Origin of the sequence: Bacillus cereus group sp. BfR-BA-01522 (genome assembly GCF_022662635.1) — a bacterium.
Lineage (GTDB): Bacteria > Bacillota > Bacilli > Bacillales > Bacillaceae_G > Bacillus_A > Bacillus_A cytotoxicus.
Map to the genome: position 1 here is coordinate 185,951 of NZ_JAKUDY010000006.1, position 19,360 is coordinate 205,310.

A 19,360-nucleotide genomic window follows, 5' to 3' on the forward strand; every position below is an offset into this window, starting at 1 on the left:
AAAAAAACCATTCTAATTTTAGAATGGTATTTTTTTGTTTTATGATTATGAAAAAAGAAAAAGCAATATCTAGAGAAAAGTCTAGATATTGCGTTGTTATTTTTGTAATATACTCTATATTTTTAAGGATGATTAGTCACAGCATAATTTAGATACTGATAGTGAAATTGCAATTTCGACTGAAATTAAACCAGTTGTACGGAAGTATACGCGATCGCCTGGCTCTAGGCAAATTGTATCTTGGAATTTGTCTAATAGAGTGATACCTAAGATTAAGCCTGTTTCGTGAATAACTGAAGAACCATCGCATCTCTCAACTACTAATTGTAGACCGATTGGACTTATTAATTCGATACCGATGCCAACGAATGAGCCAATTAAATATTTGCCACATTCTTCAACACGGATTACACCTCTACTTGGAACAGAAACACCACTTCCAGATTTTGCAACTGTATCTAGTGGCACGATTGAACCACCGCTAAGGTTTAAGCTTGCAGAGATTAAGCTTGCAAGATGAGCTGCTGCTCCATCGCAACATTTTTCTTTTGGTAAACAGTCGTCACAGCAACGTTTACAATTGCTTTTACAGTTACCAGAGCAAGTTTCATGATGAGTAGGCTTTGTATATGTTGGAGTATAAGTTGGACATGGACACGCAAAATTGTTTTGATATGACATTTTCTTTCACCCCCTAATTTGTATCTAATATAGTAAATGCATCTGGGATACTATTGGAAATAGGACGAATGTGTATTTTTAAGAGAAAACGAGCAATTGTGATAGTTACCTATTAAAAGGGGATTTTTCTATGAGCGATAGGTTCGTTTACTAGAAATTTGAGGTGTGTACTAGGTCTTTATCAGATTTTTGTTTCATTGATTAGAGGTGTTAGATGAATTCATCAAATTTCTATGCAAGTTCCATCTAATTGCGAATATACATGTCACAAGAGATGTTTTTTTATGTAGGAGGGATTGGTGGTGAGCAGAAGAAAGAAGGAGCGTACACCGTATCCGACATTATATACAACGCAACCGGATTTTTCGGAGAAAAAATGGAATTTACAAAAAACATTTGTAATAAAGAAAGAAGACGAGAACCTTCGAATAGAAAAGATCAGAAGGGAAATTGCTGAGGCGAAGAGAGCAAGTAAAGAAAAAGCTATGCAGGTATCAAATGAAAAAAGTACAGCTCGAAACGAGGAGAATAAAAATGCAGATTTAATTGTTGCAAGTGAGGAACTAGCGGAAGCAGCTTCAAGCCTTTCTGAACAGAAAGGGAGCAAACAAAAGGAATGGCCTCAATCAGTGGAGGGAAAAAATGAAGCGAAAGAATACGAAGCTTCTAAAAAGCATATAAAACGAAAAGAGGCAGAGAAAGAGGATACATTTCATCAAATGGAGAAAGAGCGAGAGGTAAATATGTATGGCGATCCTCCTCAAATTGAGGAGCAGGTGCGAAATGAAAGAGAGGCAGAAAATATAGAAATAGAACAATCGGAGGGAATAGATAGAGGGCAAAAAAGAGAACGTAGTAAGTCGTTTAAGGATATGGATAATGAAGAAAAAATATTATTCTTAATTGATCGACCTCATTATATTGCTTCTATCCGTTGTCAAATTAAAACAAAACAAGATGTGTTTACGGGATATGTACGCGCATATGAAGGTGGTGAAGTACTGCTGGAAGTAAAGCGCGCACAAGAGACTTTTAATCGTTTAATGCCAAGGGAACTCAGAATTCCAATTGACGAGATTATCTCCATACGGATGATGGCGTTTTAAATACGTGAAAAGGTGGTAGACGAAGCTACCACCTTCATAGTTTGTTTGTTTTACGAAATTAGCAACCGCGAACGTGAGTGTCGCGTAGACATTGGATTGCGCAGAAGCAACTTAAATCAACAGTAATACAGAATTGAGATGCTTTTAAACCGAATTGTAGAACGGACTGATAATCTGGTTTCGTGATGCCATTTGAGTATTGACAAATTAAAAAGCGTGCAGCTAAATTCGTAAAGTCGCTTTTATCAATTGTGTGAAGTAAGCTACCTGCTAATAAATCGCAATCGTCTCCACCTAAAGATTCAACGTCTGGGATTAGCACGCGTAATACAGCACATCCATCTTCGTCAACGCTTTCTACTCGTAGAAATGGAGATGGAAGAGGAACGCTTAATGGTACTTCTTTTGTTGGGATAGAGAAGCAGCTTGCTGGAATAAAGAGGTCACCGCATTTATCAAATAGAACGAACGGACGAGTATTTGCGAATGGTGAGTTGCAATTTGCTCCAAGGAAAGGTGTGTCGCAACCGGTTGGACAATTTTCGCTGATGGAATCTTGTAGTTCATCAATAAATCTTACGACGTCAATGACGCAGTTAGATGGAAAATGATGTTGGTTGTCGTTACAGCTCATGAATTTCACTCCTTATCAAATATGTTTTGGATACATTAATAAGATATTGAGTGTGAGACAATTCGGTTACTGCTATAGAAAGGATTTTTATAAATAGGCAGCTATAAGGAAGTGATATAAGTTGATTGTAAATACTTGGTTACTATTTGTTATATTTGCATTTGCAACTTTTCGGCTCACGCGGCTTATTGTATATGATAAAATTACCGCTTTTTTGCGAGCTCCATTTATTGAAGAGTTAGAAATTACTGAGCCAGATGGATCTGTCTCTACATATACGAAAGTAAGAGGAAAAGGACTACAAAAGTGGATAGGGGAATTATTAAGTTGTCACTGGTGTACTGGAATATGGATGAGCGCATTTTTAATTTGTTTGTATGTTTTGTTTCCGCATGTTGCAGAAATTGTATTATGTATACTAGGGATTGCAGGTCTTGCAGCATTTATTGAAACAATGGTAAGTCGTATAATGGGAGAATAATACGAAGCAGCTTATATAGAAAGAGAATCTCATAGGATGAAGCACACGGAAAATGGGGGAACTGGATAAACAAGTTGTTCATATGATAAAAAGAATCATATTGCAGAAAAGAGGAGAGGGTTATATGAGAAATCACTATCAACAAAATTCATATTCTGCTCAGCAATGGCATCAATATTCTGCACAACAGCAAATGCTACAGCAACAAGGGTTTGTAAAGAAAAAAGGATGTAATTGCGGGAAGAAAAATAATAAAAATAATCAACCAAAAGGAAGATACTAAGCACTCACAAATTCGTGAGTGTTTTTCATTGTATTTGATAACGGAGAGGTAGAATCAAAATTTTATTTACTCGTAGACACGGGTACGATTTAATTCTTGCTGAATGATTTGAAGACAATGAGAGAGCCTGGAATGAGAATCCGGGATACGTTTTATTGTTTCATCTCGCAATGAACTAAATATCCATTGTAGGGCGCAGCGAAGACTTAAGCGATATGTCTTTGTACTTTGGAGAAAACCATAGTTGCGTGCTGTTGTAATGAGATGCGTAAAGTCTTCCGTTCCTTCCAATAATTTATGGTGAATTTGTTGTCCAGGATGGTAGCGTAATGAACTTAACGCTTCTGCTATATAAACGGCTTTTCCTTTTTGTAACAAATGAACCCATGAAGCCATATCGATACTACAATTATATTGCCGGCCACTTAAAGTTCCGAAAGGTTCTGTTAAAAAAGGGCGGCGAAAGAGAACGGTTGTCGGTTCTCCGATTATATTTAAGCTTGTTTGTAGCATTACGTCTCCTAATGCAGTGCCATCTAAAATCGTATCGTTAGGAAAAAGTTGAAAAGTGGGCAGCGCATCTTCAATTTGATTTCCAACTGCATTGATTCTTTTGCGATACGAGGTTACTAGAGCAATTTCATTCTTTACATCTTGTGAAAAGTAATGCATCATACGCTGGATTTTATGAGGGTGAAAGAGGTCGTCATCCATTAGAAAATTGATATAGTTGCCTCTAGCATATTCTAGTAGCATAAGATCATTGTGAAATTGTCCCAATGTAGATTGGTTTCGAATATATATAATGTTGTTATAGTTTGGTAAGTAATGTTGACGTAGGAGAGTTTCCGTTTCTGCATTTGTACTATCATCGCCTATAATAATTTCTATGTTGGAATATGTTTGTGCTAGAGCGCTGTCTAATGCAAGTTTTAAGTAATAAGGTCGATTATAAGTCGGTATTAATATGGATACAAGCGGATCCTCTACTAACGCATTCATAGCATAAATTGCCCCTTTATCGTTATTTTTTCCGTATGACAAGAATATCTTGATAGCTGGTGAATGTTGTTCTCCCGCACCATGATCCATAATAGATAGGCTTTGTAACTTCAAAATTATATTGAGACAAGAGGTTGAGCATCCATTCTTCTGGATAGGCAACAGCAAATTCTGGAATATCTTTATTTACAATATAGCAGTTATCCATTTTATGATAAAAGGGGAGAGTGCTAAGACGAGAAGTCAAGTAATAGGAAGAATCAGGGTTCAATAAGAAGAGTGTCAGCAAACAACGCCCATCTTGTTTTATAACACGCGAAATTTCAGATACATAATGTTCTAGTTCTTTTTCAAGTAAATGTGTAAAGACCGAAGTTAAATAGATAAAATCAAATGTATCATCTTCGTATGGAAATTGAAATTCACTTGCTTTTATAGTTCCATTTGGATTATAGAATTGGTGATATATATTTGCGTGCTGGAAATGAAAGTTTTTATATGTAGGAGAAATGTGAGATTGACACCATGAAATACCGTCTTGAAAAATATCAAATCCATGATAAAGAGCTTTGTCATTTATATATTTTGTTAGGGGTACTGCCATACGTCCAACACCACAACCCACATCTAATATAGATTCATGGCGCTGTAAATTTCCGATTTCAATAAAGTATTTCAAAAATTCTTCTCCGACTTTTTGGAAATCCCCACCAACATAATGGATGAGTTCGGGAGGAGGAAGAAGTTCCTTCTGTGAAAAATCGTTATTTTGTCCCATATATATATACTCCTCATTTCTAAAATTGTTTTTTTGGGCGATTTTAGGCAGTAAGACTCCCATCTCAAAATTCAGAGAGAAGCAAGGAAGATAGGTGGTAGCCTTACTGCTCGTAACAGCCCGATTGGTGAGAGCTCATAATCAGTGAGGGATGAAGAAAACCCCCACTGATGGAAGTTTCAATTTCCTTTATTCTTTCCGCCAATAAGCGCCAAATTGATCAATTTCTGTGAGAGCAAATTTGATTTTTCGCTGCTTTTGAAAATCTGCTACAGCTTCTGCGCAAGGTGGTAGACCATAATCATCAATAATAATAAATCCACCAGTTGAAACTTTATCGTATAAATTGATTAAACTATCCATTGTGGATTCGTACATATCGCCATCGAGGCGAGCGATTGCAATTTTTTCAATAGGAGCTGCTGGTAACGTATCTTTAAACCAACCTTTTAAAAATTTGACCTGATCATCTAATAAATCATATTTTTTGAAATTTTCTTGTACTTGTTCGAGTGAAACGCGTAAGTAATCGAATGTATGTAAATAATCATGATAATCTTGTGGGTATGCTTGAACATTTGGGGCAGGGAGTCCTTGAAAGGAGTCAGCGACCCATACAGTACGATTTGTAATTCCATGTGCCTTTAAAAACCCTCGCATGAAAATACAAGATCCTCCTCGCCATACACCTGTTTCAATAAAGTCTCCCTCAATATTTTCACGTATAACGGTTTCCATTGCGTTTTGTAATTGGTTCATTCGTGTGCGCCCAATCATACTATGAGCTGCTCGTGGCCAATCGTTACCATCTTGTCTTTCCTCTTTTGAAATGACAGGCTTTACAATTTTTAGTTGATGAGCTTCTACATATTGTTTAATAAATAGAGGCAATGGGACAGTAACGGGTTCATAAGGAAGTTCTTCTGTAATGTGTAAGGATGCTGGTAAGTATGGCTCGTATTCTAACCAAATTTCAAATAAAATTGTTTTCTTTAGTAATTCAAGATATAGCTGAACGGCTGCTTCATTTTGCATACGTATTCCCCCTGAAAAATGTCATACAATACTATGATTATGTGAAGGAAATGAAATTCATGAGTGAATAGATAATAAAAAAGACAGTAAAACATATAAATGTCTTACTGTCTATGGGAGAAGGGTTAAGCGATTTTTTCAATAATAATTGTAGCGCTTGTTCCAAGAGCGAGAGATAGACCTAGACCGGTAACAACGGCTTCAACTAAAGAAGGAGTAGTTGTAATTTGCGTAATAGCTTGGAGTACAATAGGTGCGCCCAGTGAAATTAAAGTGGTTCCAGATCCTGGAATAGGCACGCCGTTTACTTGAATTGTGAGGCCGCCTAATAGACTTACAAGTGCGGTGTAGGCAATAACAGTAATTTTATAAAATCCAGTTTCATTAATGATAAAGGTATCGGCATCTAGTTGAGAAATAGCTGTACCAAATTGTGCTCCGACTGTATTAAATGGTATTGGCTCATTTACTCCAAGACCTATACTAATTGTGGAAGAGTTAAAGGCATATAAACCTGCTGGAAGACCTGAACTAGTCGGTCCAGTTGGTCCAGTAATACCAGTCTCTCCTGTAGGTCCAGTCGGCCCAGTTGGCCCAGTCGGCCCAGTAATACCAGTCTCTCCTGTAGGTCCAGTTGGCCCAGTAATACCAGTCTCTCCTGTAGGTCCAGTCGGCCCAGTTGGCCCAGTAATACCAGTTTCTCCTGTAGGTCCAGTTGGCCCAGTAATACCAGTCTCTCCTGTAGGTCCAGTTGGTCCAGTAATACCAGTCTCTCCTGTAGGTCCAGTTGGTCCAGTAATACCAGTTTCTCCTGTAGGTCCAGTTGGTCCAGTAATACCAGTTTCTCCTGTAGGTCCAGTTGGTCCAGTAATACCAGTTTCTCCTGTAGGTCCAGTCGGCCCAGTAACACCAGTTGGCCCAGTCGGTCCTGATGGAAGAGTAAATGGTGGAATAGGCGGTAATGTAGGGCCGATAGTGTCAGGGTCTAGTGCACTAGCTGTTAAAAATTCTTCATCGTTTGAATAATTTTCTTTTGACATAAATTCACCTCCAAAAAGCATTCATTATATAGTAGATGTACAGCATGAACAAAATGACACTGACATATGAATTATTTCTTTTTGGGAAAGTTTTCACTTCTTTCAACATAAACTTGAGTGGGAGAGGGTGAGGATTTTGAGAGATAAGGAAATTACAATTAGCTTATGTATGATTGTGCGAGATGAAGAACAAACAATTGGAAGATGTTTAGATTCTATTCAATCTCTTGTTGATGAAATAATTGTTGTGGATACAGGATCTATTGATCGGACGCAAGAAATTGTTCGGGAATACACACCTCATATATACGAATTTCCTTGGGTGGATGATTTTTCAGCGGCTCGTAATTTTTCTTTTTCAAAAGCGACACAAGATTATATATTGTGGCTCGATGCAGATGATGTCTTATTAGAAGACGCGCAAGAATTGCTAAGAAAATTAAAATGGGAGTTAGATGATAAAGTAGATGCCGTTTCTATGCCATATCACCTCGTAATGGATTCGAATGGAAAACCTTTATATTGTACGAGAAGATATCGGCTCGTTAAGCGAGAGTGTGGATTTGAATGGTTTGGAAAAGTGCATGAATATTTAGCGGTACATGGTGAACTTTTTCAAAGTGAAGTTGCCATTACACATAAAAAGGAGAAAAAGCCAACAAATCGTAATTTGAAGATTTTCCAAAATATCGTAGCAAATGGAGAAGAATTAACTGCTAGAGATATTTTTTATTATGCCAATGAATGTGCAGATCACCAGCGCTATGAAGATGCTGTTTCATTATATGAAGTATTTCTAGAGAAGGAAGAAGGATGGGATGAAGAAAAAATTTACGCGTGTGGGAAGCTGGGGGATTGTTATTTACATTTAGGAAAATGGAAAGAAGCTATATTAGCTTGTACAAGGTCGTTTCAATATTCTATTCCGAGAGGTGAGAATTGTACAAGAGTAGGGGATATATATATGAAACAAGAGAAATATGAAGAGGCTATATTTTGGTATAAGTTAGCAACAGAAGTGCCTGCTCCCCAAGCGAGTCCGTTTTATAGTCCAGCTAGCTATACATGGCTTCCTTATTTGCAAATGTGTATTTGTTATAGTCGTCTAGGGGATCAGGAAAAAGCTCTTTATTATAATGAATTGGCAGCAACTTACGTCCCCAATAATGCAGCTATTGAATATAACAGAACTTACTTTAGAAAGGTATTTAGGCAGGAATATGAGGGATAACATGTAGCGTGAGTGCGTAGAGTATGGTAAGGAACTTAAAATAAGAAGTAAGGTTGTCGATCATTCATAAGGAGGGGAAATAACATGAATAAAGAAGAGTCTCCCTTATATAATGAAAAACCAGATTTTTATTATACAGGAGCAAATCCACATTTACTAAAACATATAAAAAGCGAATGGAAAGAAGTATTAGATATCGGATGTTCTGAAGGTGGATTGGGAGCTGTCATAAAAGAAAAGGGAGCACGTGTGTCAGGGATTGAAGCATTTTCTAATGCGTTTGAAAAAGCAAAGCAGAAATTGGATCATGTTTTGCACGGTGATATTGAAACGATGGAATTGCCATATGAGCATGAACAATTTGATTGTATTATTTTTGGGGATGTGTTAGAACATTTATTTGATCCTTGGGCAGTGATTGAAAAAGTAAAACCATATGTAAAAAAAGGTGGAGTCATTTTAGCGAGTATTCCAAATGTAGCTCATATTTCAGTTATCCAATCATTATTAGCCGGGAATTGGACTTATACAGAATTTGGACTTATGGACAAAACGCATATTCGCTTTTTTACTTTTAATGAAATGCTAAGGTTATTTTTGAAGGCTGGTTTTTCTATACAAGAAGTTGATCGTGTATATGTGCCGTACGATCAAGATGTGCCGCTCATTGAGGATTTGCAGAACATATGCAATAAATATCGATTAGGGAGCGGTTTTTTAGCAGAATCAGTTGTTTATCAGTATGTAATCTTGGCGGAGAAACAAGAATGAATCAGGCGGAGAAAACCATTTTATTTGTTACATGTGTTAACGATCAACAAATGTATGCAAAATGTGTTAAGCATATTATGAATTTAGAAGTGCCAGATTCATACCGCATTGAGTTTCTACCGATTCGAAATGCCAAGAGTATGACAAGCGGATATAATACAGCGATTTCTCATCCGGCAAAATATAAAGTGTATTTACATCAAGATGTGTTTATTATTAATCGAGCATTTTTATATGGAATGATTGAATTATTCACAAAACATGAGAATCTCGGGATGATTGGGATGGTTGGTGCGCAATATGTACCGCAAAATGGCTTATGGAATATTGGAAAAGGGGTTGTGGGGAAGGTAATCGGTTATATGAATGATATTTTCTATATGGCAACATTAGAGAAACCATTTCATGAATCAAAAACATTTATGCCTGTAGAAGCAATTGACGGATTATTAATGGCGACGCAGTATGATATTCCATGGCGGGAGGATTTGTTTGATGGTTTTCATTTTTATGACGTATCGCAATCATTTGAGTTTCGAAAAGCAGGATATACAGTAGGAGTTCCTGTGCAGCGTGATGCATGGTGCATTCACTATCATATTGATTTAAATTTGGATCATTATGAGAAGTACCGCAAAATTTTTGTAGAACATTATATGGAGGAAAAATCGTAAGAGAGAAAGGATTGTAAGCATGCAAGAAAAGACAATATTATTTGTCATTTGTACAAATAATGAGGAACTTTTTGCGCAATGTCAAAGACAGATTCATAATTTATTCGTACCTCCGGGATATCGAATTCAAATTTTACCAATATATGGAGCGAAAAGTATGACAAGCGCATATAACCAAGCAATTTCGCATCCTGCAAAGTATAAAGTGTATTTGCATCAAGATACTTTTATTATTGATCGAAATGTGGCTATTTATTTGATTGATCTTTTTACAAAGAATGAAAAGCTTGGATTAATTGGTGTTGCTGGTTGTCAAAGCCTTCCCGCTAGTGGGATTTGGTGGGAAGGTAAAAACTTAGTCGCACAAGTGATTGAATACCGAGGACAAAATTATCAATTGTTGAATTTAGAGCAACCATTTTATAAGTCAAAGACATTTCTATCTGTGGAAGCAATTGATGGACTATTTATGGCAACGCAATATGATATTCCATGGCGCGAAGATGTATTTGATGGTTTTCATTTTTATGACATTTCCCAATCGATGGAATTTCGAAAAGCGGGATATTTAATTGGAATTTCTACTCAAAAAGCACCGTGGTGTATTCATTATAATGGTGATGAATTTGATGCTGTAGCGTATGAGAAATATAGACGAAAATTTGTAGAACACTATATGAAACCACTATTTTCATTATAAAGTAGTGGTTTCATAGTTAAGTATAGAGATAAGGAATAGATTGATTACTAGTATAAGGAGTAAAGGAGAGATTTGGGTGAAAGGGATTATTTTAGCTGGAGGAACGGGATCGCGGCTATACCCCATTACAAAAGTAACGAATAAGCATTTGCTTCCAGTTGGTCGTTATCCGATGATTTATCATGCTGTTTATAAGATGAAACAATGCGGTATTACCGATATTATGATTGTTACGGGAAAAGAACATATGGGGGATGTTGTTAATTTTTTAGGAAGCGGTCATGATTTTCATGTTTCATTCACGTATCGCGTGCAGGATAGAGCCGGAGGGATAGCTGAGGCGCTCGGACTTTGTGAACAATTTGTTGGAAAAGATCGGATGCTTGTTATACTAGGAGATAATATTTTTTCAGATAATATTTATCCATACGTTCAGGAATATGTGAAGCAAGAAAAAGGAGCAAAGGTATTATTGCAGGAAGTGGAAGATCCAGAGAGATTTGGAGTCCCGGTTATACAAAATGATAAAATTATTGAAATTGAAGAAAAGCCTAAAAAACCGAAAAGTTCATATGCAGTGACAGGAATTTATATGTATGACGCTGAGGTGTTTTCGTATATTAAGCAATTAACACCTTCAGAAAGAGGAGAGCTTGAGATTACGGATTTAAATAATCGGTATTTGAAACGTGGCTTATTATCTTATAATATTATGTCTGGTTGGTGGACAGACGCAGGAACACATGCATCATTGCAGAGAGCAAATGCATTAGCGTGTCATTTAGATTTTGGTCAACAATTTAATGGGGAATAGGTGGGTATATGGAAATAGTTGAAACACATTTTCAGCATGCTTTATTATTACAACCTCGTTTATTTGAAGATCATCGTGGTTTTTTTACAGAAAGTTATAATTGGAAAGAGTTTCAAAAATTAGGCGTTTCTTATTCGTTCATTCAAGATAATCTTTCATTTTCAGCGAAGGCCGGCACAGTGCGTGGTTTGCATTTTCAGAAAGAGCCGAAAGCACAAACGAAATTAATTCAAGTATTAAAAGGGGCAATCTATGATGTTATTGTGGATTTACGCGTTTCCTCTCCAACATATAAAGAGTGGAAAGGCTTTATATTAAGTGAAGAAAATCATAGACAGCTTCTTGTGCCAAAAGGTTTTGCTCATGGATTTTGTACGCTCGTGCCAAATACACTCGTCATGTATAAAGTAGATGAATATTATAGTTCAGATCATGATGATGGATTATATTGGAATGATGAAAGCTTGGCGATTACATGGCCGGTCAGTGAACCGATTCTTTCAGAAAAAGATAAAGCGTTGCCTACATTTGACCAATATCATGATTGTTTTAAGTAGAGGTGTTGGATATGAATATATTCGTAACTGGTGGAGCAGGTTTTATTGGAAGTAACTTTATTCGTTATATATTACGGACGCATCAGACATATCGTATCATTAACTACGATCTTTTAACATATAGTGGGAATCTTGACAATTTGCAATCTGTTCATCAAGATTCTCGTTATTTTTTTGTACAAGGAGATATTCAAAATCGAGAACTTGCCCAAAAAGTAATTTTGCAACATCGTATCGATTGTATTATTAATTTTGCAGCAGAATCACATGTAGATCGAAGTATTGAAAACTCAACTCCCTTTTTCAATACAAACGTAATGGGAACAGTCGCATTGTTAGAAATAGTGAAAGAGTATCCGCATATAAGAATGCTTCAAGTTTCAACAGATGAAGTGTATGGGTCGTTAGGAAATAAGGGGCTTTTCACAGAAACGACACCACTAGCGCCAAGTAGCCCATATTCTTCAAGTAAAGCAAGTGCAGATATGATTGCTCTTTCTTATTTCAAAACATATGGAACGCACGTCTCAATTACACGTTGTTCAAACAATTATGGCCCGTATCAATATCCTGAAAAGTTAATTCCGCTTATGATTATTCAAGCGTTAAAAGGAAAACAGTTGCCTGTATATGGAGATGGAAAAAATGTTCGTGATTGGCTTCATGTAGAAGATCATTGCCGAGCTCTTGATGCGGTTATGCATAGAGGAAAAGCAGGAGAAGTATATAATATTGGAGGGAATCAGGAAAGAACAAATATAGAAGTGGTGCGAAGTATACTACAGCAACTTGGAAAGTCAGAAACAGCCATTGAATTTGTAGCAGACCGCCTTGGACATGATAGGCGTTATGCAATTGATGCAAGTAAAATAAAGAAGGAACTAGGATGGAGTCCGACTTATACATTTGAAGAAGGTTTAAGGGAAACGATTGAGTGGTATTGTGAGAATGAATTATGGTGGAGCCGACTACAACAAAAATAAGGAGCGACTGTATGAAGAAGATCAAAGTCTGTATTACAGGAGCTAACGGTCAGTTAGGGAAAGAATTGCAAGAAGTATTTACGCTTGATAAATATGAAGTGCATCCCTTAGGAAAAGATGTTTTAGATGTAACGAAAATGGAAGACGTGATGAGGCTGATGCAACAACTGCAGCCAGATATCGTTATTCATGCTGCTGCTTATACAAAAGTGGATAAAGCGGAAGACGAGCAAGCATTGGCTTTTTTAGTCAATGCAATTGGAACAAGAAATATCGCAGTTGCTGCACAAGAGTACAATGCAAAGCTTGTTTATATTAGTACAGATTATGTGTTTTCAGGTGATCAAAAAGAAGGATACCATGAATTTCACGCTACAGCACCTATCAATATATATGGTCATTCAAAGTTAGCGGGGGAACAATTTGTCCAAAGTCTACATCACAGGTACTTTATTGTTCGGACTTCCTGGCTATATGGAAAGTATGGGCATAATTTTGTGAAGACGATTCTTCGCTTAGCGGATGAGAGAGAGGAAATATCAATCGTTTCCGATCAAATTGGTTCACCAACATATGCTGGGGATTTAGCTCGTATGATTGAAAAATTAGTAGAAACGAATTTATATGGTATCTATCATGTGTGTAATAGCGGATCATGTTCTTGGTATGAATTTGCAAAGAACGCATTACAAATAATGCGAAAAGATGTGAAAGTTCATCCTATAACGACAAAAGACTATGGAGCAAAAGCAAAGAGACCTCAGTACTCTATTTTGAAAAATCATATGATAGAATTAAATGGTTTTCCTATTTTGAGAGGATGGAATGAGGCGTTGGCACAATGTATAGAGAGAATAAAGTGAAACTTTAATCAGTGGGGTTTTCTTCATCCCCCACTGATTATGAGTCCTCACCAATCAGGCTGTTACGGGTAGCTCTACTCCCACCTATCTTCCTTGCTTCTTTCTGAATCTTGAGGTGGGAGCCTTACTGCCCTAAAATAGCGGGATAAAGTAAAAAGAAAAAGCGGCTTTCGAAAAATCTTTTCGAAAGCCGCTTTTTTTATTAACCAATTTGTGCCACAGTTAATGCGGCAGCACGAACATCAACGCTTCCAATCACTTCAACAGGAACAATTTGAATAAGGTTACCAGGGTTCAAATTAATAAGAATTACACCGCTAGAAACATCAACTTCACCAGTGCCTACGATATTAGAACGAACTGCAGTTCCTGAACCAGGAATAATATTATCCAGTGTATTTAAAGTTAAAAAGAATCGAGCAGCCTCTGGAGTAACTGGAACATTATCAAGACTAATCGTCAATGTATAACTAATTTGATAAATACCTGCTCTTTCAATTCGAATTCCAGCTCCTGTGCTAACAGTATCATTCAATACAGGTACACTAATATTTGGATTTGGATTTGTGCTAGGTAATGCTAGAGGAATGCCTAATGTTGCAAATTGAGGTGCTGAAGCATTAAATGCAAAACCGAAAGCGGGTAGTGTATCGACTGGAACGTTGGGGCAAAATTGAGTAGGCTTACAATCCCAAGAAGACATATTTTTCACTCCTTTACTTGTTCTACTGTTATTTAATGAATTAAATCATGTTCCTGCCATAGACAGGTTCCTAATTTTTGTAAAAAATACTCAAAAATAATGTGAATGATATCGAAAGTAGGAGGAAAAGGCTTTGATTTTAATGCAGGACAAATAAAGTGAAACTTTAATCAGTGGGGGGTTTCTTCATTCCCCACTGATTATGAGCCCTCACCAATCGGGCTGTTACGGGTAGCCCTTGCTACTCTTTGAACCCTTGAGGTGGGAGTCTTATTGCCCTAAAATAGCGGGATAAATCAAGATGGAGAAGGAGTCCTGTTTATGCAAGTTGTATTGTTAAGAGTCTCGCTTTCTAATAAATGATCATTACGGAAACAGTGATGGGGTGGTATCGTTCTACCACCCCAATTGTTCGGTAACATATACGTCGTTACATTAAATAGAGACATCTCGTAAGCATTGGATACCACAGAAACACTTTAAATCAACAGTAATACAAGCAGTTGTCGCACGCAATGAAGCATTTGGAACATTTAAAAATGTACAAATTGGGTTATCGCTTGTATCTGGTTCGCCTCCTACAAATACGGCTAAAACACGCAATACGGCACAGCAATCATCATCTACACTTTCAACACGGAATATAGGGGATAGGCAGCTTGTAATAGATCCTGATGGAGCGAATGCTTCAAACGGTGTTCCGGATTTGGTAAATAAAACAAAAGGTCTTGTATTGGCAACTCTTGCGTCATTATTTGGCCCTAAAAAGGGAACTTCGCAACCTGTTGAACAGGTTGTAGTTGCACATTCTTGTAACTCATGTATAAAACGTACTACATTACATACACAATTAGAATCAAAATTCGAATCAAAATCGTGAGGATGCTCCTCGTGACAGTTGCAGCTCATTCTGTTCACTCCTTATCGTGTGTTCTGACATACACTATTACAATATGAATGGAATAGGATTGATATTACGCTAATTCATACGATAAAAGCATGAATTTTTCATTTAAAATAGAGAGGCATTAGGAAGAATGAGACGTACAAGAAGTAAAAAAGACACCTAGTGCATTTAAGAAGGTGTCTTTTTTGGTAACGTGATATATAAAAAACGAGATATGTCTAATTTTTTCCCTCTAAAAAATTGTGGAGAGGAAATATACAGTTCTTCTTTTGCACGCGTAATGGCAACATACATCAATCTTCGTTCTTCTTCTAACGCTTCAGAAGAATCTGTTGGGCGATCGTTTGCATCTTTTAAAGAGGAGGAATGTGGCAATATGCCATCGCTTGCGCCGAGCAAAAAGACACAAGGGAACTCAAGGCCTTTTGCATTATGAATGGACATGAGTGATACGGCGTCTTTTTGTGGTTTTGTTTTTAATGCTTCCATTTCTTTTTGATTTTGAATCGCCGCATGAACAAATTCTAAATAAGCGGGAATATCGGTAAAACGATTGGCAGACTCGATGAGTTCTTCCAGCATTTCTTCCTGAATATCTTTATGCATCGTAAAGGAAGAACGATCGTTGTTCTGCAAGTATTCTAAATATTTCCCTTTTCCTTTAATAATCTCTTTTAGTGCTTTTTTTGGTTCCAGCTCTTTTATAAACTTAATAAAATCGATTTTGTCATTCAGTTTTTTCACTTGAAATGATTTTAAATTTGGATTCAGCAGTAGGAAATGAAGAAGGGAAGGGAATCTTCCTTCACCATATTTCCACTTTTCACGTTCAATAAAAGAGAGGCAATCATCACGCCCAATATACATTGTTGGCAATATGCTTGCCAGTGCCTCCATCTGAAACGGTTCGTATGCTAAGCGCAAATGATCAAGCACAGGCTTAATTAAAGAATGTTCATAGAATGATTGACTGGCGCCGTACTTAATAAACGGTACTTTATGAATGGTAAGTTGATCGAGTAACGAGCGACTTACAGAATGTGTACGATATAATAAACAAAAGTCTTTATATGAACGTTCACCGCTTGATACTTTATCTTGAATCAATTGCAGAATTTGGTTTGCTTCATCAAGTGTCGTAGCAGGGCGAGCGTAAAATGGACGCATTCCTTCTTCATGCACAGAATATAATTCTTTATGGAAACGCTCTTGATTCAGCTTGATGACTTCATTTCCAAGTCCAACGATAAATGGATTGGAACGGTAATTTGTATTTAACGCAATGATTGTTGTATCATCAAATTCTTTTGGAAAGGATAATATAATTTGATGACTGGCACCGCGCCAACCATAAATCGCTTGATCATCATCACCTGCGATAAATAAATTATTTTGTGGTGCAGCTAATAATTTTACAATCTCATATTGTGCGTAAGAGGTATCTTGAAATTCATCGACTTCAATATATTGGAAACGCTCTTGTAATTGCATGAGCAAAGGAGCGTTATTTTCAAGCATATAGAAGGTTTCAAGCAGAATATCATCAAAATCAATATAGCCGTATTTTTGCTTCACTTCTTCATAGCGTTCATATACTTCGCGAAATTCTTGCTCAACAGGTGTTTTTGCTTGTACATCTTTCGGACGATGTAATTTATTTTTTTCAAGTGAAATCATGGCGAGCATCGTTTCGGCATCATAAGCATCTTTTAAGCGCAATTCTTTTAAGATTTTCTTAATCATAATTTGTTTATGTTTTTCATTTGCTAAAATTTGCTGATTATATCCTTGACTACGCAATAATTTTAAAAAGACAGAATGAAACGTTCCTGCCACAACATAGCTACTTGCAGCATGATTCATACCTGGTAAACTAGCAACGCGACTTCGAATTTCTTCCGCTGCTTTTTGTGTAAAGGTTAATAACAAAATATTGCGTGGATGAACTTTTTTTACATTTACTAAATAACCAACGCGCGTGGTTAAAACAGAGGTTTTTCCACTCCCAGCACCAGCTAAAGTTAGGACAGGACCTTCTGTTGCTCGCACTGCTTCTAATTGTTTCTCATTTAAATAAACGCCTTGCTGTTCTAAAGCGCGAAAATAAGCGGCATCTGCATCATGCTCCATAATTAAATGGGAAGATGTCTTAGGAATATGATATGTCGCTTGGGGAACGTCGGCGTGTGTTAATAATTTTTGTGAAAATTTTTCCTGAGTCATACATTCACCTTCAAATTTATAGCATCAACTTTTAACTTTAGCGGAAGAAAAAGAAAATAGCAATGTAAAAAACAGGAGGAATGACCTCCTGTCTTCAAAAGTTATAATTTTTTTATCATGATCACATGCGGTATATTTGCTTCTAAAAAAATATCAGAAACAGTTTGGTATTCTAATCTTTTATAGAAAGGTTCCGCATGTGTTTGCGCATGAAGTTTGAGTTTTGGTATTGCTTCTTCCTTGGCATATGTTTCGCGTGCATCCATAATGAGTTTTCCAATTCCTTTTTTTCGATAGGAAGGGAGAACACATATGCGCTCTATTTTCCCGATACCATCTACCATACGCAAGCGCCCAGCTCCAACGGGAATGTCGATATCGTATATGACAACATGTTTGGCGATTTCTTCAAATTGATCATATTCTTCTTCAGCAGATACATGCTGTTCTTTCACAAAGACTTGTCTACGCACAGAGAATGCATCTTTCAGTTGTTAATCTGTTTGGACAAGTTGTGCCTTCAAATTATTTGCTCCCTTTCCCAAGGTGAAAGGTTTCGTGTACATTCCACGTTTCGTTTTCTAATTGATACAGGAGATGGAAACGATCGATTGTTTGTTCATAATAAAAATCTTTCATGCGCAAACGTCCTAAAATGTCAGCGTGCTCAGCGTCCGATAACTTTTGGGCAATTGTTAAATGTGGTACGAAAGCATACTCGCGTTCTTGTGTAAGGAACCCTTTATGCATTTCTTCATTTAAGAATGTCAGTTCAGGTGTTTTTTCAACTTTAAAATAAATAACATTATTAACAGGGGCAAATGAGCCTACCTTTCCAACATGAAGGGTGAAAGGATTCGTTTTATTTGCAATTGTACGCAATTCTTTCACAATCGTTTCTAATTGTTCTTCTGGTGCTTCAAAGGGTGCCTTTAATGTGATATGTGGCGGAACTAATGCATAATGTGGATCATAGCGCTTACGCAACCCGTTCGCTTTATCTTGAATCATTTTTGACGGAAAGATTACAATGCCTAGTTTCATTTCTCAATTCCTCCCTTTGTAAGTCTAGTTAGATTTTAAAGAAAACAAATCTTTTTTATATTATATCAAATAATTCAGAATACTGCTGGGTATTATTTCATTGATAGAATATGAGCAAAGGCCTTTGGTAAATCCATTTGCCAATATTTCCATGTATGATTCCCTTCAAACTCTTCGTAATGTGTAATGAAATTTCTTTCAGTCAGCAATGCATGTAGTTTTCGATTCGGTTCAACGAAATCGGAAACTTGTCCATCAGTTCTTTCTACAGCTGTTTCCTCTGTCCCAATGACATGATAAATATCCAATGCCTCGGGCTCTTTAAACTCTCGCACAAGGTTTAATACCGTTTCATCTACAAATGGAGATTGCATAACAACTTTACCAAATGTATGCGGATACATAAGTGCTGTCATAAAGGATACTGTACCGCCAAGTGAGTCTCCTATTAATACGCGACCTTTTCCCATCTGATATGTTGGATAATTTGCATCAATATACGGTGCTAATTCATGAGCAAGAAAGCGAATATATGCGTTATTTTTCACTTCATTTGGAAAATATTTCTCCTTACGGTCGTGTACATTTTTATATGGAATCCCGACAATAATGGTACGGTCAATTTCTTCGTTTTCACGAAGGCGTTCAAGTGCACGATGTGCCTTCCCAAGTTGAAAATAATCTTTTCCATCTTGTGCAATAACGACAGTATGTTTATAAAGAGGTGTGTAATGAGTCGGTAAGTAGACGAGCAGTGTCATCTCTTCTTGAAGTGCTGTACTGAAAAATGAAATTTCTTCGATTTTCCCTATTGCCTGGTTCATGTAAATCCCCCTAAATAAAAATAGCG

23 protein-coding genes are annotated in these 19,360 nt (G+C 36.8%); 11 read left to right on the top strand and 12 right to left on the bottom strand.

Going from position 1 to position 19,360, the window contains the following annotated elements; translation table 11 throughout:
* Window positions 1-132: 132 nt before the first annotated feature.
* Entirely contained in the window at window positions 133-681 is a 549-nt protein-coding gene (locus MR059_RS11260) for a hypothetical protein (protein WP_011984010.1), read from the bottom strand.
* A gap of 302 nt (window positions 682-983) precedes the next feature.
* Here MR059_RS11260 and MR059_RS11265 point away from each other — a divergent pair, with 302 nt between their 5' ends.
* Window positions 984-1,787, top strand: a complete 804-nt coding sequence (locus MR059_RS11265) for a CotO family spore coat protein (RefSeq protein WP_041809527.1) — start codon at window positions 984-986, stop codon at window positions 1,785-1,787.
* Window positions 1,788-1,845: 58 nt separating this feature from the next.
* Here the strand turns inward: MR059_RS11265 and MR059_RS11270 are convergent, their stop codons facing one another.
* Window positions 1,846-2,421: a CotY/CotZ family spore coat protein gene (locus MR059_RS11270; protein ID WP_011984012.1), complete on the bottom strand. Its 576-nt coding sequence runs from the start codon at window positions 2,419-2,421 to the stop codon at window positions 1,846-1,848.
* Window positions 2,422-2,542: 121 nt separating this feature from the next.
* Between MR059_RS11270 and MR059_RS11275 the strand changes: the two genes are divergently transcribed.
* Both MR059_RS11275 and MR059_RS11280 read left to right on the top strand, forming a co-directional pair.
* Complete coding sequence (locus MR059_RS11275) at window positions 2,543-2,902, top strand: DUF1360 domain-containing protein (protein WP_011984013.1); 360 nt, start codon at window positions 2,543-2,545, stop codon at window positions 2,900-2,902.
* A gap of 124 nt (window positions 2,903-3,026) precedes the next feature.
* Window positions 3,027-3,185 carry a hypothetical protein gene (locus MR059_RS11280; RefSeq protein ID WP_041810262.1) on the top strand — a complete coding sequence of 53 codons (159 nt, stop codon included), beginning with the start codon at window positions 3,027-3,029 and terminating at the stop codon, window positions 3,183-3,185.
* A 66-nt stretch (window positions 3,186-3,251) separates the two neighbouring features.
* Here the strand turns inward: MR059_RS11280 and MR059_RS11285 are convergent, their stop codons facing one another.
* From MR059_RS11285 to MR059_RS11300, 4 genes are all read right to left on the bottom strand, one after another.
* Complete coding sequence (locus tag MR059_RS11285) at window positions 3,252-4,187, bottom strand: glycosyltransferase family 2 protein (protein WP_011984015.1); 936 nt, start codon at window positions 4,185-4,187, stop codon at window positions 3,252-3,254.
* 22 nt (window positions 4,188-4,209) lie between these two features.
* On the bottom strand, window positions 4,210-4,965 hold the full coding sequence (locus MR059_RS11290) for a class I SAM-dependent methyltransferase (RefSeq protein ID WP_011984016.1): 756 nt from the start codon (window positions 4,963-4,965) through the stop codon (window positions 4,210-4,212).
* Window positions 4,966-5,154: 189 nt separating this feature from the next.
* Window positions 5,155-6,000 carry a TylF/MycF family methyltransferase gene (locus MR059_RS11295; RefSeq protein WP_011984017.1) on the bottom strand — a complete coding sequence of 282 codons (846 nt, stop codon included), beginning with the start codon at window positions 5,998-6,000 and terminating at the stop codon, window positions 5,155-5,157.
* A gap of 125 nt (window positions 6,001-6,125) precedes the next feature.
* Complete coding sequence (locus MR059_RS11300) at window positions 6,126-7,040, bottom strand: BclA C-terminal domain-containing protein (RefSeq protein ID WP_242161760.1); 915 nt, start codon at window positions 7,038-7,040, stop codon at window positions 6,126-6,128.
* Between the two features lie 169 nt (window positions 7,041-7,209).
* Between MR059_RS11300 and MR059_RS11305 the strand changes: the two genes are divergently transcribed.
* From MR059_RS11305 to rfbD, 8 genes are all read left to right on the top strand, one after another.
* Window positions 7,210-8,271: a glycosyltransferase gene (locus tag MR059_RS11305; protein WP_219339237.1), complete on the top strand. Its 1,062-nt coding sequence runs from the start codon at window positions 7,210-7,212 to the stop codon at window positions 8,269-8,271.
* Window positions 8,272-8,355: 84 nt separating this feature from the next.
* Window positions 8,356-9,042, top strand: coding sequence for a class I SAM-dependent methyltransferase (locus MR059_RS11310; RefSeq protein ID WP_011984019.1), 687 nt, complete (start codon window positions 8,356-8,358; stop codon window positions 9,040-9,042).
* Entirely contained in the window at window positions 9,039-9,716 is a 678-nt protein-coding gene (locus MR059_RS11315; protein ID WP_011984020.1) for a glycosyltransferase family protein, read from the top strand. Before MR059_RS11310 ends, MR059_RS11315 begins: the two co-directional genes overlap by 4 nt.
* Before the next feature lie 19 nt (window positions 9,717-9,735).
* Window positions 9,736-10,416, top strand: coding sequence for a glycosyltransferase family protein (locus MR059_RS11320; RefSeq protein WP_011984021.1), 681 nt, complete (start codon window positions 9,736-9,738; stop codon window positions 10,414-10,416).
* 76 nt (window positions 10,417-10,492) lie between these two features.
* Window positions 10,493-11,230 carry a sugar phosphate nucleotidyltransferase gene (locus MR059_RS11325; RefSeq protein WP_041809530.1) on the top strand — a complete coding sequence of 246 codons (738 nt, stop codon included), beginning with the start codon at window positions 10,493-10,495 and terminating at the stop codon, window positions 11,228-11,230.
* An 8-nt stretch (window positions 11,231-11,238) separates the two neighbouring features.
* Window positions 11,239-11,787: a dTDP-4-dehydrorhamnose 3,5-epimerase gene (gene rfbC / locus MR059_RS11330; protein WP_011984023.1), complete on the top strand. Its 549-nt coding sequence runs from the start codon at window positions 11,239-11,241 to the stop codon at window positions 11,785-11,787.
* 11 nt (window positions 11,788-11,798) lie between these two features.
* Complete coding sequence (gene rfbB / locus MR059_RS11335; RefSeq protein ID WP_011984024.1) at window positions 11,799-12,770, top strand: dTDP-glucose 4,6-dehydratase; 972 nt, start codon at window positions 11,799-11,801, stop codon at window positions 12,768-12,770.
* 11 nt (window positions 12,771-12,781) lie between these two features.
* Window positions 12,782-13,633, top strand: a complete 852-nt coding sequence (gene rfbD, locus MR059_RS11340) for a dTDP-4-dehydrorhamnose reductase (protein WP_011984025.1) — start codon at window positions 12,782-12,784, stop codon at window positions 13,631-13,633.
* Window positions 13,634-13,835: 202 nt separating this feature from the next.
* On the opposite strand, the gene exsF is transcribed toward rfbD, so the two are convergent.
* The 6 genes from exsF to MR059_RS11370 all read right to left on the bottom strand — a co-directional run bounded on the left by exsF (window position 13,836) and on the right by MR059_RS11370 (window position 19,334).
* On the bottom strand, window positions 13,836-14,336 hold the full coding sequence (exsF, locus tag MR059_RS11345) for an exosporium protein ExsF (RefSeq protein WP_011984026.1): 501 nt from the start codon (window positions 14,334-14,336) through the stop codon (window positions 13,836-13,838).
* A gap of 435 nt (window positions 14,337-14,771) precedes the next feature.
* A complete protein-coding gene (locus MR059_RS11350) occupies window positions 14,772-15,245 on the bottom strand; it encodes a CotY/CotZ family spore coat protein (RefSeq protein WP_011984027.1) in 474 nt (157 codons plus the stop codon).
* Between the two features lie 166 nt (window positions 15,246-15,411).
* A complete protein-coding gene (locus MR059_RS11355; RefSeq protein ID WP_011984028.1) occupies window positions 15,412-17,466 on the bottom strand; it encodes an ATP-dependent helicase in 2,055 nt (684 codons plus the stop codon).
* A gap of 101 nt (window positions 17,467-17,567) precedes the next feature.
* The gene (locus MR059_RS11360) at window positions 17,568-17,957 is read right to left on the bottom strand and encodes a GNAT family N-acetyltransferase (RefSeq protein WP_041809533.1); all 390 of its coding nucleotides are present in this window, start codon (window positions 17,955-17,957) and stop codon (window positions 17,568-17,570) included.
* 34 nt (window positions 17,958-17,991) lie between these two features.
* A complete protein-coding gene (locus MR059_RS11365) occupies window positions 17,992-18,510 on the bottom strand; it encodes a YjcG family protein (protein ID WP_011984030.1) in 519 nt (172 codons plus the stop codon).
* Between the two features lie 92 nt (window positions 18,511-18,602).
* The gene (locus MR059_RS11370) at window positions 18,603-19,334 is read right to left on the bottom strand and encodes an alpha/beta hydrolase (RefSeq protein WP_011984031.1); all 732 of its coding nucleotides are present in this window, start codon (window positions 19,332-19,334) and stop codon (window positions 18,603-18,605) included.
* Window positions 19,335-19,360: the final 26 nt, after the last annotated feature.